The organism is Pseudomonas sp. BNK-30 (assembly GCF_047456185.1).
GTDB lineage: Bacteria > Pseudomonadota > Gammaproteobacteria > Pseudomonadales > Pseudomonadaceae > Aquipseudomonas > Aquipseudomonas putida_E.
In genome coordinates this window covers 3,112,665-3,125,333 of the sequence record NZ_CP179904.1, presented here as the reverse complement: position 1 = coordinate 3,125,333, position 12,669 = coordinate 3,112,665, and the positions used below count along the sequence as shown (strand labels likewise).

At 65.1% G+C, this 12,669-nt stretch carries 11 protein-coding genes; 10 read left to right on the top strand and 1 reads right to left on the bottom strand.

Going from position 1 to position 12,669, the window contains the following annotated elements:
- Positions 1-30: 30 nt before the first annotated feature.
- The 8 genes from ACMGGN_RS14565 to murB all read left to right on the top strand — a co-directional run bounded on the left by ACMGGN_RS14565 (position 31) and on the right by murB (position 6,903).
- Positions 31-2,244, top strand: coding sequence for a DNA internalization-related competence protein ComEC/Rec2 (locus ACMGGN_RS14565; protein WP_414156054.1), 2,214 nt, complete (start codon positions 31-33; stop codon positions 2,242-2,244).
- Positions 2,245-2,355: 111 nt separating this feature from the next.
- Positions 2,356-2,991: a MotA/TolQ/ExbB proton channel family protein gene (locus ACMGGN_RS14560; RefSeq protein WP_039601022.1), complete on the top strand. Its 636-nt coding sequence runs from the start codon at positions 2,356-2,358 to the stop codon at positions 2,989-2,991.
- Positions 2,988-3,422 (top strand): ExbD/TolR family protein, encoded by a 435-nt coding sequence (locus ACMGGN_RS14555; protein ID WP_012313421.1) that lies wholly within the window; start codon positions 2,988-2,990, stop codon positions 3,420-3,422. The genes ACMGGN_RS14560 and ACMGGN_RS14555 overlap by 4 nt, the downstream gene beginning before the upstream one ends.
- Positions 3,422-4,432 carry a tetraacyldisaccharide 4'-kinase gene (gene lpxK / locus ACMGGN_RS14550; RefSeq protein WP_204920455.1) on the top strand — a complete coding sequence of 337 codons (1,011 nt, stop codon included), beginning with the start codon at positions 3,422-3,424 and terminating at the stop codon, positions 4,430-4,432. The genes ACMGGN_RS14555 and lpxK overlap by 1 nt, the downstream gene beginning before the upstream one ends.
- A gap of 44 nt (positions 4,433-4,476) precedes the next feature.
- On the top strand, positions 4,477-4,662 hold the full coding sequence (locus tag ACMGGN_RS14545) for a Trm112 family protein (protein WP_003247142.1): 186 nt from the start codon (positions 4,477-4,479) through the stop codon (positions 4,660-4,662).
- Positions 4,659-5,423: a 3-deoxy-manno-octulosonate cytidylyltransferase gene (gene kdsB / locus ACMGGN_RS14540; RefSeq protein ID WP_046786568.1), complete on the top strand. Its 765-nt coding sequence runs from the start codon at positions 4,659-4,661 to the stop codon at positions 5,421-5,423. Before ACMGGN_RS14545 ends, kdsB begins: the two co-directional genes overlap by 4 nt.
- Positions 5,423-5,887, top strand: a complete 465-nt coding sequence (locus ACMGGN_RS14535) for a low molecular weight protein-tyrosine-phosphatase (RefSeq protein ID WP_115275614.1) — start codon at positions 5,423-5,425, stop codon at positions 5,885-5,887. Before kdsB ends, ACMGGN_RS14535 begins: the two co-directional genes overlap by 1 nt.
- A complete protein-coding gene (gene murB / locus ACMGGN_RS14530; RefSeq protein WP_174141824.1) occupies positions 5,884-6,903 on the top strand; it encodes a UDP-N-acetylmuramate dehydrogenase in 1,020 nt (339 codons plus the stop codon). The genes ACMGGN_RS14535 and murB overlap by 4 nt, the downstream gene beginning before the upstream one ends.
- Before the next feature lie 81 nt (positions 6,904-6,984).
- On the opposite strand, the gene rne is transcribed toward murB, so the two are convergent.
- Positions 6,985-10,215, bottom strand: coding sequence for a ribonuclease E (gene rne, locus ACMGGN_RS14525; protein ID WP_414156053.1), 3,231 nt, complete (start codon positions 10,213-10,215; stop codon positions 6,985-6,987).
- An 811-nt stretch (positions 10,216-11,026) separates the two neighbouring features.
- On the opposite strand from rne, the gene rluC reads away from it, so the two are divergent.
- Entirely contained in the window at positions 11,027-11,983 is a 957-nt protein-coding gene (gene rluC / locus ACMGGN_RS14520; protein WP_115275617.1) for a 23S rRNA pseudouridine(955/2504/2580) synthase RluC, read from the top strand.
- A 3-nt stretch (positions 11,984-11,986) separates the two neighbouring features.
- Positions 11,987-12,667 (top strand): HAD family hydrolase, encoded by a 681-nt coding sequence (locus tag ACMGGN_RS14515; RefSeq protein WP_115275618.1) that lies wholly within the window; start codon positions 11,987-11,989, stop codon positions 12,665-12,667.
- Positions 12,668-12,669 lie beyond the last annotated feature (2 nt).

Here is a 12,669-nt window from a genome sequence, read left to right as displayed (position 1 = left end):
GGGGTAACTGCGTTTCTGGAGCTCTAACTCATGCGCACAGGGATGTTTGCGCTGGCGCTCGGGCTGTTGTGCCTGGGCGTTCTCCCCGAGTTGCCATCGGTCGGGTGGCTGTGGCTGCTGTTCGGCGGCGGCCTGGTTTGCCTGGGCACACGGCTGTGGCCGCTGGGCTGCTGCGTGCTGGGTATGTGCTGGGCTTGCTGGTCGGCGCAGCAGGCACTGGATGATCGCCTGGCCCCAGGCCTGGATGGCCGAACGCTGTGGCTGGAGGGCAGGGTGGTCGGCTTGCCGGCCCATACGCTGAGTGGTGTGCGCTTTGAGTTGGAGCAACCTCGCTCGCGCCGCGCTGCGTTGCCCCAGCGCCTGCAATTGCACTGGTTTGATGGCCCGCCGGTGCGGGCTGGCGAGCGCTGGCGCCTGGCCGCTACCTTGCAGCGCCCGGCCGGGCTGCTCAACCCGCATGGTCCGGACCGGGAGGCGCAGTTGTTGGCCAGGCGTATCGGCGCCACTGGCACGGTCAAGGCGGGCCATGTGCTGGACGCCGCGCAGCCGGGTTGGCGTGACGCACTGCGCCAGCGCTTGTTGAGCGTCGCCGCGCATGGCCGGGAAGCGGCCCTTGTCGCGTTGGTGCTCGGCGATGGCGCCGGCCTGGCCCGCGAGGACTGGCAAGCGCTGCAGGCCACGGGCACGGTACACCTGTTGGTGATTTCGGGTCAGCACATCGGCCTGGTCGCCGGCCTGCTCTACGCCTTGGTCGCGGGCCTGGCGCGCTGGGGCCTGTGGCCTCGGGCGCTACCCTGGTTGCCGTGTGCGTGTGGCCTGGCACTGGGTGCGGCGCTGGCCTATGGCTGGCTGGCCGGTGCGGGGGTGCCGGTGCAGCGCGCCTGCCTGATGCTGGCGGTGGTTCTGCTCTGGCGCCTGCGCTTTCGCCATCTTGGGGCGCTGTTCCCTTTGCTGCTGGCCCTCATCGGGGTGCTGGTCGCCGAGCCGCTGGCGCCGCTGCTGCCAGGGTTCTGGCTGTCGTTTGCGGCGGTGGCGACCCTGGTCTACTGCTTCAGCTCACGTCTGGGCCGCTGGCGGCCCTGGCAAGGATGGACCCGCGCCCAGTGGGTGATCGCCATCGGCTTGCTGCCGGTACTGATCGCCACCGGTTTGCCAGTCAGCCTGAGTGCGCCACTGGCCAACTTGCTGGCAGTGCCCTGGGTCAGCCTTGCGGTATTGCCCTTGGCGCTGCTTGGAACGTTGCTGCTGCCCTTGGCAGGGGTTGGTGAAGGCCTGTTGTGGTTGGCGGGTGGGCTGCTGGATGTCTTGTTCCGGTTGCTGGCTTGGGTGGCGGACTGGCGCCCGGCGTGGATACCGCCTGCTTTGCCGGTCTGGGCCTGGCTGATGGTCTGTTTGGGGGCGTTGCTGGTGCTGCTGCCGTCCGGTGTGCCCCTGCGCAGCCTGGGCGGGGCGATGCTGCTGGCGTTGTGGGTGCCCAGGGAGGCTGTGCCGCAGGGGCAGGTGGAGGTCTGGCAGCTGGATGTCGGGCAGGGCTTGGCGGTACTGCTGCGCACGCAAAACCATAGCCTGCTTTACGACGCCGGCCCGGCGCGGGGCGATAGTGATCTGGGTGAGCGGGTGGTGTTGCCGACCCTGCACAAGTTGGGCGTAAAGCGCCTGGACATCATGCTGATCAGCCATGCCCATGCCGACCATGCAGGTGGCGCGCCGGCTGTCTACCGTGGGTTGCCGGTGTTGCGTGTGCTGGGCGGCGAAGTGTTGGAGGACCTTGCACTGCAGCCTTGTGCCAGTGATGAGCAGTGGGAATGGGATGGCGTGCGCTTTTCGCTGTGGCATTGGGCCCAAGGGCAGAGCAGCAACGACCGCTCTTGCGTGTTGCTGGTCGAGGCGCAGGGGGAGCGGCTGCTGTTGGCAGGCGATATGGAGGCGGGCGCCGAGCGCGCGTGGTTGGCGGCCCACGCGACGCCACGTATCGATTGGTTGCAATCACCGCACCATGGCAGCCGCAGTTCCTCGACAGAGGCATTCATCCGCGCTACGGCGCCGCGCGGCGTGCTGATTTCACGGGGGCGCAACAACGGTTTTGGGCATCCGCATGTGCAGGTGGTCGAGCGCTATCGGCGGCATGGGATGGCCATTCACGATACGGCGGTGGAGGGGGCGTTGCGGTTGCTGCTGGGCAACCATGGCGAAGTGGAAGGGGTGCGGGCGCAAAAGCGCTTTTGGCGGGGCAGCGCGCCGTGATGGTTGATGAGCCTGCCCTGGGTATAGCCACACAATTCCCTGACCTTCGGCAGATGAGCCCCCCGCGCGCCTATGTTAGAGTGGCGGCCTTTTTCCGAGGGGGCGTTTACTGTGTGGGAATTGGTCAAGTCCGGTGGTTGGATGATGCTGCCGATCATTCTGAGCTCCATCGCTGCCATGGCTATCGTCGTCGAGCGCCTGTGGACCCTGCGCGCCAGCCGCGTTACCCCGCCGCACCTGCTGGGCCAGGTGTGGATGTGGATCAAGGACAAGCAGCTCACCAGTGACAAGCTCAAGGCCCTGCGCGCCGATTCGCCGCTGGGTGAAATCCTCGCTGCGGGCCTGGCCAACTCGCGCCATGGCCGTGAAATCATGAAAGAGTGCATCGAGGAGTCTGCCTCGCGGGTCATTCATGAACTGGAGCGCTACATCAGCACCCTCGGTACCATCGCCGCGATGGCCCCGCTGCTCGGCCTGCTGGGTACCGTGCTGGGCATGATCGATATCTTCAGCGCCTTCATGGGGTCGCAGATGACCGCCAATGCGGCGGTGCTGGCCAGTGGTATCTCCAAGGCCCTTGTCACTACGGCAGCCGGCCTGATGGTCGGCATCCCGGCAGTGTTCTTCCACCGCTTCCTGTTGCGCCGCATCGACGAACTGGTGGTGGGCATGGAGCAGGAGGCGATCAAGCTGGTGGAGGTCATCCAGGGCGACCGCGAAGTCGAAGTGGCCGGAGGCAAGGCGTGAAGTTCCGGCGCAATCGCCAGCGGGAGAACGTCGACATCAACCTGGCGTCGTTGATCGACGTGGTGTTTGTCCTGCTGCTGTTCTTCGTGGTCACCACCACCTTTACCCGTGAGACCCAGCTGCGTGTGGAGCTGCCCGAGGCCGTCAGCGCCGAACAGCCCGTCGCAGACCCGGAAAAGCTGGTGGAGGTCACCATCAGTGCAGACGGCGTGTATTCGGTGAACAATCACCTGTTGCCCAAGAGCGACCTGGCGACCCTGACCGAGGCGATCCAGCGCGAATCGGGCGGTGACAACACGCTGCCGCTGGCCATCAGTGCCGACGGCAAGACCCCGCACCAGGCCGTGATCACTGCGATGGATGCCGCCGGCAAGCTCGGTTTCAGCCAGCTGCGCATGACCACCGTCGAGGCCGCCCAGGGGACACCTTGATGGCGCTCGCTGACCGTCTGCTAGCCGCCTGGTACGCCGGGCACCCGGCCCTTGCCCTGCTGCGCCCGCTCGAGGCGCTTTACCGGCGGGTAGTGACGCGCAAGCGCGCACGGTTTCTCAGTGGCGAAAGCGCCAGCTACCGCGCCCCGGTACCGGTCATCGTGGTGGGCAACATCACCATTGGTGGCACCGGCAAGACGCCGATGATCCTCTGGTTGATCGAGCATTGCCGGCGCCAAGGGCTGAAGGTGGGGGTGGTCAGCCGCGGCTACGGTGCAGAACCGCCTCGCTTGCCCTGGCGTGTCGAAGCCTCGCAGAGTGCCGAGCAGGCCGGCGATGAACCGTTGCTGATCGTTCAGCGCACGGGTGTGCCGCTGATGATCGACCCCGACCGCTCCCGCGCCGTGCAGGCATTGCTGGCCAGCGAGCCGTTGGACCTGATCCTGTGTGACGACGGTATGCAGCACTACCGCCTGGCACGCGACCTGGAACTGGTGCTGATCGACGCTGCGCGTGGCCTGGGCAATGGCCGCTGCTTGCCGGCCGGGCCCCTGCGCGAGCCTGCCGAGCGCCTGCAAGAGGCTGATGCGGTGCTGTTCAACGGCGCCAGCGCCGACCGCCCGGAGGGCTTCGCCTTTCGTCTGCAACCCAGTGCGCTGGTCAACCTGCGCAGTGGCGAGCGCCGCGCGCTCGACTTCTTCCCGGCGGGCCAGCGCCTGCATGCGGTAGCCGGTATCGGCAACCCGCAACGTTTCTTCAATACCCTGCTGGGGCTAAACTGGCAGCCGGTGCCGCATCCGTTCGCCGACCACGCCCAGTTCAGCGCTCAGAGCCTGGCTTTCAGCCCGCAGCTGCCGTTGGTGATGACCGAGAAGGATGCGGTGAAGTGCCGCGCCTTCGCTGCCGATGACTGGTGGTACCTGGCCGTGGAGGCCCTGCCTACGCCGGCCTTCTGCGACTGGTTCGACAGCCAGCTGCAACGCTTGCTGCCTGGGCATCGAACGCCCTGAGCCCGTTTTTCAATTTCCGGCCATCTGGCCTCAAGGACGCTTCCATGGACACCAAACTGCTCGACATCCTGGCCTGCCCGATCACCAAGGGCCCGCTCAAGCTCAGCGCTGACAAGACCGAGCTGATCAGCAAGGGCGCAGGCCTGGCCTATCCGATTCGCGATGGCATCCCGGTGATGCTGGAAAGCGAGGCGCGTACCCTGACCGACGACGAGCGTCTGGACAAATGAGCTTGAACTTCACCGTGGTCATTCCCGCCCGTCTGCGCTCGACGCGCCTGCCGGGCAAGCCGTTGCTGCTGATCGCCGGCAAGCCGATGGTTCAGCATGTCTGGGAGCAGGCGCGCAAGAGCGGTGCCGGCCGTGTGGTCATCGCCACCGACGACGCCGGTATCGTCGAGGCTTGTCAGGCCTTTGGCGCTGAAGTGCTGATGACCCGCGCCGACCATGAGTCGGGTACCGACCGCCTGGCTGAAGTGGCCGCGCAGCTTGGCCTGCCTGCCGACGCCATCGTGGTCAACGTCCAGGGTGACGAGCCGCTTATTCCGCCGGTGATCATCGATCAGGTCGCAGCCAACCTGGCGGCGCATCCGGAGGCAGGTATCGCGACCCTGGCCGAGCCGATCCACGACCCTGAAACCGTGTTCAACCCCAATGCGGTCAAGGTGGTCAGCGACAAGAACGGCCTGGCCTTGAGCTTCAGCCGTGCGCCGCTGCCGTGGGCGCGTGACGCTTTCGCCAAGGACCGCGATCAACTGCCGCAGGGCGTGCCCTACCGTCGCCATATCGGCATGTACGCCTACCGCGTCGGTTTCCTTCAGGACTTCGTCAGCTGGGGCCCGTGCTGGCTCGAGCAGACCGAGGCGCTTGAGCAGCTGCGTGCGCTGTGGCATGGCGTGCGTATTCACGTGGCGGACGCCATCGAGGCGCCAGCAGTGGGTGTCGATACTGCACAAGACCTCGAGCGCGTGCGGCGCTTGCTGGAGGCCTGATGCGCGTCCTGTTCGTTTGCCTGGGCAATATCTGCCGGTCGCCCACCGCCGAAGGTGTGCTGCGTCATCAGTTGCAGGCCGCAGGCCTGGCTGGGCAGGTTCACGTGGCCTCTGCCGGTACCGGTGACTGGCACGTGGGCAAGGGGCCTGACAGCCGCACCTGCAAGGCCGCCCTGGCGCGGGGCTATGACCTGTCGCGACAGCGTGCCCAGCAAGTCAAGGCTGAGCACTTTGCCGAGTACGACCTGATTCTGGCCATGGATGAAAGCAACCTGGGCCACCTGCGCGCCATGCGTCCGTACAATGCGACTGGCGAGCTGGACCTGTTCCTGCGCCGCTATGAGGCGGCTGTGGATGAAGTGCCGGACCCTTACTACGGCGGTGCAGAGGGCTTCGAGCAGGTGCTGGACCTGATCGAGGCGGCCTGCCGTGAGCTGGTTGTCGAAATCAAGGGGCGGTTATGACGGCGCACTGGCAGGAGCAGGTTTCGCTCAAGCCTTACAACACCTTCGGCATCGATGTTAAAGCCCGCTACTTCGCCCAGGTACATACCGACGATGAGGTGCGCGAGGCCCTGGCGCAAGCGCGCCAGCGAGGGCTTGCGGTGATGGTGATCGGCGGCGGCAGCAACGTGCTGCTGACCCGTGATGTCGACGCGCTGGTGCTGCACATGGCCAGCCGTGGCCGCCACGTCCTTGGCGATGACGCGGGGTGTGTGCTGGTGGAGGCCGAGGCGGGTGAGCCCTGGCATCCCTTCGTGCAATGGTCGTTGCAGCAAGGCCTTTGTGGCCTTGAAAACCTCAGCCTTATCCCGGGCACGGTGGGCGCGGCGCCAATGCAGAATGTGGGTGCCTATGGGGTGGAGATCAAGGATGTGTTCGCTGGCTTGACGGCACTGGACCGGCAGACGGGCGAGCTGCGTGACTTCGGGCTTGAGGAATGCGCCTTCGGTTACCGCGACAGCCTGTTCAAGCGTAACCCTGGGCGTTGGTTGATCCTGCGGGTGCGTTTTGCCCTGAGCCACCAGCTGCAGGCCCATCTGGATTACGGCCCGGTGCGTCAGCGTCTGGCCGAGCAGGGCGTGCAGGAGCCGACGGCGCAGGCGATCAGCGACGCTATTTGCAGCATTCGCCGCGAGAAGCTGCCCGATCCGGCCGAGTTGGGCAATGCCGGCAGCTTTTTCAAGAACCCGGTCGTTGCCGTCGAACAGGTGGCGCGCATCCGCGCTGAGTTTCCAGGTGTGGTGGCTTATCCCCAGGCTGACGGGCAGGTGAAGCTGGCCGCAGGCTGGTTGATCGAGCAGGCCGGCTGGAAGGGTTATCGGGATGGCGATGCCGGCGTACACCGCTTGCAGTCGCTGGTGCTGGTCAATTATGGCCAGGCGAGCGGGGCGCAGTTGCATGGCCTGGCGCAGCGCATCCAGGCGGATATCCTGGCGCGGTTCGGGGTTGAGCTGGAGATGGAGCCCAACCTGTACTGAGGCCGGTGCAGGCACGACAAACGGCCAAGAAAAAGCCCCGCCAGTTCACACTGGCGGGGCTTTTTCATTCAGCCGTGGCTATCAACCGTGATGAGGCTTGTGCTCGTCGGCGGTCTCCAGCGCTGGCGTGCCAGCAGCGGCCGCTTCCTGCGCAGCCTTGGCTGCCGCTTCGGCCTCACGCTTGCGACGACGCACTTCGCGTGGGTCGTTAGGGGCGCGGCCGTTAGGCAGCATGACGGTGGCCGCTTCGACCGCTGCCGGTGCTTCTACCGGGGCAGGCTCGGCGACTACAGGTGCTGCTTCAACTACGGTTGCTACAGGCTCGGCAGCCACTTCTGGCTGGGTTTCGACGACAGCAGAAGGCAGCTCGGCAGCCGGCGCTTGTTCAGCGGCGACCTGGGCTTTCTCTGCTTCACCTGCTTCGATGGCCGGTGCTTCGACAGGTGCCTCTACAGGCGCCTCGGCAACCACTACCGGCTCGACCGCAGGGGCCTGTTCGACTACCGGCTCAGGCGCAACTTCAACCACAGGCTCGGCACTGGCTTGGACCGCGGCGACCGGCTCGCTGAGCGGCTGCTCGACCACAGGTGCAATGGCGACTTCCTCGGCCTTGGCGACGGCTTCGACCTGCTCGGCCGGCTGAGCGACTTCGCTGTTGTCGGTGGTCGCGGCTTCGGCACTGGCGCGTTCAGCCTGCTGGTTGGCTTGCGCTTCGGCGCCAGCACTGATGTTGCTGCTGGCGACAGCGGCGGTGACGGCCAGGCCGGCAGCCAGTTCGGCACCCAGCTCGGTGGCCTGGTGCTGTTGCGGTTGCTCGTCGCTGCCTTCTTCCTCGCTGCCTTCGATCAGCTCGCCATTGGCGTTGCGCTGGCGCTCACGACGGTTGCTGCGGCGACGCTGGCCGCGGGAGCGGCGGCGCGGACGCTCGTCATCGGAACCTTCCTGCTCGTCCTGTTGCAGCTCCTCGTTCGGCAGTTGCTCATCGGCGAGCTCTGCAGCCTTCTCGGCAGCCTGCTCAGCTTCACGTGGCTGGCGCTCTTCGCGTGGCGGGCGAGGCTGACGTTCTTCGCGCGGTGCGCGTTCTTCGCGAGGTGCACGCTCTTCACGTGGAGCGCGTTCTTCGCGTGGGGCACGCTCTTCACGAGGCGCACGTTCTTCGCGAGGTGCGCGTTCTTCGCGAGGCGCACGTTCTTCGCGAGGCGCACGTTCTTCGCGTGGAGCACGCTCTTCACGTGGCTGGCGCTCTTCACGAGCGGCCGGTGCTGCATCCAGAGGCTCACGCAGTTCGCGGACGCGCTCTTCGCGGTTGCCGCGGCGGTCTTCGCGTGGCTGGCGAGGTGCGCGCTCTTCACGAGGTGCGCGCTCTTCACGAGGGGCACGTTCTTCACGAGGGGCGCGCTCTTCACGCGGCTGGCGCTCTTCACGCGGCGCACGCTCGGCGCGCTCTTCACGAGGTTTGCGCTCTTCGTCACGGCGGCCGTTGCGGTTGCGGCTCTGCTGGCGGCCGTTGCGACGCTCCTCGTTACGCTGAGTGCGCTCGGTGGCAGGCTTCTCGGCGGCGACCACCGGGGCGGCGGCAGGCTCTTCCTTGCCGGCGAACAGGCTGACCAGCGACTTCACCAGGCCTTTGAACAGGCTTGGCTCCGGTACGCTGGGTGCCGGGGCTGCCGGTGCGGCAGGCTGCTGTTCTTCGACAGCGCTCGGTACCGGAGCGTTGGCGCGGGCCGGTGCAGTCTTGACCGCTGCTTCCTGGCGCACCAGGGTGCGCGTGGCGGTCGGCTGCGGCGCTTCTTCGGTTTCGGTGGCGGCGATTTCGTAGCTGGACTGGTTGTTCAGCACTTCCGGGTTGTCGTCGCGCAGGCGCTGGACTTCGAAGTGCGGGGTTTCCAGGTGGTCGTTCGGCAGAATGATGATGCGGGCACGGGTGCGCAGTTCGATCTTGGTGATCGAGTTGCGCTTCTCGTTGAGCAGGAAGGCGGCCACCGGAATCGGTACCTGGGCGCGTACTTCGGCAGTACGGTCCTTCAGGGCTTCTTCTTCGATCAGGCGCAGGATGGCCAGGGACAGCGACTCGACATCACGGATGATGCCGGTGCCGGAGCAGCGCGGGCAGACGATGCCGCTGCTTTCGCCCAGCGACGGGCGCAGGCGCTGACGGGACATTTCCAGCAGGCCGAAGCGCGAGATGCGGCCGACCTGCACGCGGGCGCGGTCTGCCTCGAGGGCTTCGCGTACACGCTCTTCGACGGCGCGCTGGTTTTTCGCCGGCGTCATGTCGATGAAGTCGATGACGATCAGGCCGCCGATGTCACGCAGGCGCAGCTGGCGGGCGATTTCCTCGGCCGCTTCCAGGTTGGTCTGCAGGGCGGTTTCCTCGATGTCGCTGCCCTTGGTGGCGCGCGCCGAGTTGATGTCGATGGAAACCAGGGCCTCGGTCGGGTCGATCACGATCGAGCCGCCCGATGGCAGGTCGACGACGCGCTGGAAGGCGGTTTCGATCTGGCTTTCGATCTGGAAGCGGTTGAACAGCGGCACGCTGTCTTCGTACAGCTTGACCTTGCTGGAGTACTGCGGCATCACCTGGCGGATGAAGGTCAGGGCTTCTTCCTGGGCATCGATGCTGTCGATCAGCACTTCGCCGATGTCCTGGCGCAGGTAGTCGCGGATGGCGCGGATGATGACGTTGCTTTCCTGGTAGATCAGGAAGGGTGCAGCGCGATCCAGGGATGCTTCCTTGATGGCGGTCCACAGCTGCAGCAGGTAATCGAGGTCCCACTGCATTTCTTCGCTGCTGCGGCCAAGGCCAGCGGTGCGCACGATCAGGCCCATGTCGCCTGGCACGGTCAGGCCGTTGAGGGCTTCACGCAGTTCGTTGCGCTCTTCGCCTTCGATGCGGCGGGAGATGCCGCCAGCGCGTGGGTTGTTGGGCATCAGCACCAGGTAGCGACCTGCCAGACTGATGAAGGTGGTCAGGGCGGCGCCTTTGTTGCCGCGCTCTTCCTTCTCGACCTGGACGATGACTTCCTGGCCTTCGCTCAGGACATCCTTGATGTTGACGCGGCCTTCAGGGGCTTTCTTGAAGTACTCGCGGGAGATTTCCTTCAGCGGCAGGAAGCCGTGACGTTCGGAGCCGAAGTCGACGAAGGCGGCTTCGAGGCTGGGCTCGATCCGGGTGATCTTGCCTTTGTAGATGTTGGCCTTTTTCTGCTCACGCGCGCCGGACTCGATGTCCAGGTCGTAGAGACGTTGGCCGTCCACCAGGGCTACACGCAACTCTTCGGGTTGAGTTGCGTTAATCAGCATTCTTTTCATGTTGTACCGTCGGTTTCCGGGCTGCCGGAAACGGCGTTCGGCACACACGACTTCTCATGGTCGGTGCCAAGGTGCGCAAAGGGTGGCCGGGCCACCCCCGTGTCGAGCAACGTTCGGCACCAGCCGGTTTCCCAGCCTGCCGTTGTCGCGACGACGCGTCCTGTTTGCTGCGGTGCCAAGAGGCCCCTGCGGTATCTGCAGAGATATCCGAATCGATATCCGAATCAACCCAGCAGGCCTCGTGCACTCAGTCAGGAGGAGGAATCAACCGTCAGCCGTGGACGCCCATGGGGCATCTGTTCAGGACCTTATCCGCTCGCCGGCCATTCACTGGGCCGGTGGCCGGACGCGGTGCTACACGGTCCGAGGGCTGTGCATCTCCACCCTGCACGTATCCCTGATAATTCGGGTGCTGCCGCGCGCTGAATCCGCAACGGGTTGCATTTTTCGCCAGCGCAGTTTCCGCGCTGACGCCATTCATGTCCAAGGCAGGTATTTCCGAAGCATTCGCCGTGCGTTGCGTGCAAGCGTCGGGGCGGGCAGAGGTGCAGCGAAAAGAAGCGGGTAAGCAGGTGAAACACCGCACTTGTCGTTTTTTTTCGGTCTTCTCTACACAGCGCTGGTGGCGATTCCAGGCAATTCGGTAAACTGGCGAAAACCCCGTAGGACGGCCTCGCGTCCTGCAGAATTGCGTTGGTCAGGGACCGGCCAAGGGCCTGGTTCCGCTGGCCTGCCGCTTTTGGCGGCGTTCGCGACTATAGCAGTAATGATTAAGTGCTTCAATTCCATAAAAAATTGTTATGATCCCTTGATGACGACCAATACCCCTCCGACTTCCGGCGTTCAGCTGATCGAAGTCGCGCCGGAGCTTGCCGGCCAACGCATCGACAATTTCCTCATCACGGCGCTCAAGGGTGTACCCAGAACGCTGGTCTACCGCATCCTGCGCAAAGGCGAGGTTCGGGTCAACAAGGGCCGTGTCAAGCCTGAGTACAAGATCCAGGCGGGTGACATCGTCCGTGTGCCCCCTGTGCGCCTCCCCGAGCGTGACGAGCCGGCCCCGGTTGCCCAGGGGCTGCTGCAGCGCCTGGAAGCTGCCATCGTCTACGAGGACAAGGCGCTGATCGTGATGAACAAGCCGGCCGGTATCGCCGTGCATGGCGGCAGTGGCCTGAGCTTCGGTGTGATCGAGGCGCTGCGCCAGTTGCGCCCCGATGCCAAGGAGCTGGAGCTGGTGCACCGCCTGGACCGCGACACCTCGGGCCTGCTGATGATTGCCAAGAAGCGCAGCATGCTGCGCCACCTGCATGCCGCGCTGCGTGGCGATGGGGTCGACAAGCGCTACATGGCGCTGGTGCGTGGCCACTGGCCTACCTCGAAGAAGCAGGTCAATGCTCCGTTGCTCAAGAGCAACCTGCGTTCGGGCGAGCGTATGGTCGAGGTGAACGAGGAGGGCAAGGAGGCGCTCACCCTGTTCCGTGTGCTTCGCCGTTTCGGCGAGTTCGCCACCATTGTCGAGGCGCGCCCCATCACGGGGCGTACCCATCAGATTCGCGTACATACTCTGCACGCTGGCCACATGATCGCTGGTGACAGCAAGTACGGCGACGAGGATTTCAGCCGCGAAATTCGTGACTTGGGAGGCAAGCGCCTGTTCCTGCACGCCTATGCGCTCACGGTGCCGCTGCCTGATGGTGGTGAGCTCAAGCTCGAAGCGCCTGTGGACGAAGTCTGGGCGAAAACCGTGGAGCGTCTGGGGGCGTCCTGATTCATGAAAAAGTCTTACGAGTTGCTGATCTTCGACTGGGACGGCACCTTGGCCGACTCGATCGGGCGGATCGTCGAGGCGATGAATGCCGCCGCCGAGCGCGCCGGTGAGGCGCCAAGCCCGGAGGAGGCGGTCAAGGGCATCATCGGCCTGGCGCTTGGTGAAGCCATTTCAACCCTCTATCCGCACCTCGATCCTGTGCAGGTCGAAACCTTCCGTCAGCACTATGCCGACATCTATACGGCGCTTGATCAGCAGCCTTCTCCGTTGTTCGAGGGGGTGGTCGAGTCGCTGGATGCCTTCCGGGTCGAGGGTTATCGCCTGGCTGTGGCGACCGGCAAGGCGCGTCGTGGTCTGGATCGGGTGCTCAAGGCCAATGGCTGGGAGCGGTTTTTCGACATCACCCGCGCCGCTGATGAGACCCGTGGCAAGCCGCACCCGCTGATGCTCGAGGAGATTCTAGGGCATTGCGGTGTCGAACCTGGGCGGGCGCTGATGGTCGGAGATTCGGCATTCGATCTGCTGATGGCCAATAACGCCGGTATGCATTCTGCGGCCGTGGGCTATGGTGCCATGTCGCTGCAGGCGTTGGCCGAGTTCGGTCCGCAAGTGTGCATCGATCACTTTTCCCAGCTGCGCGAGTGGCTGGCAGGTTCTGCGCAAATCCAATTCCAAGGTAGGTGAGC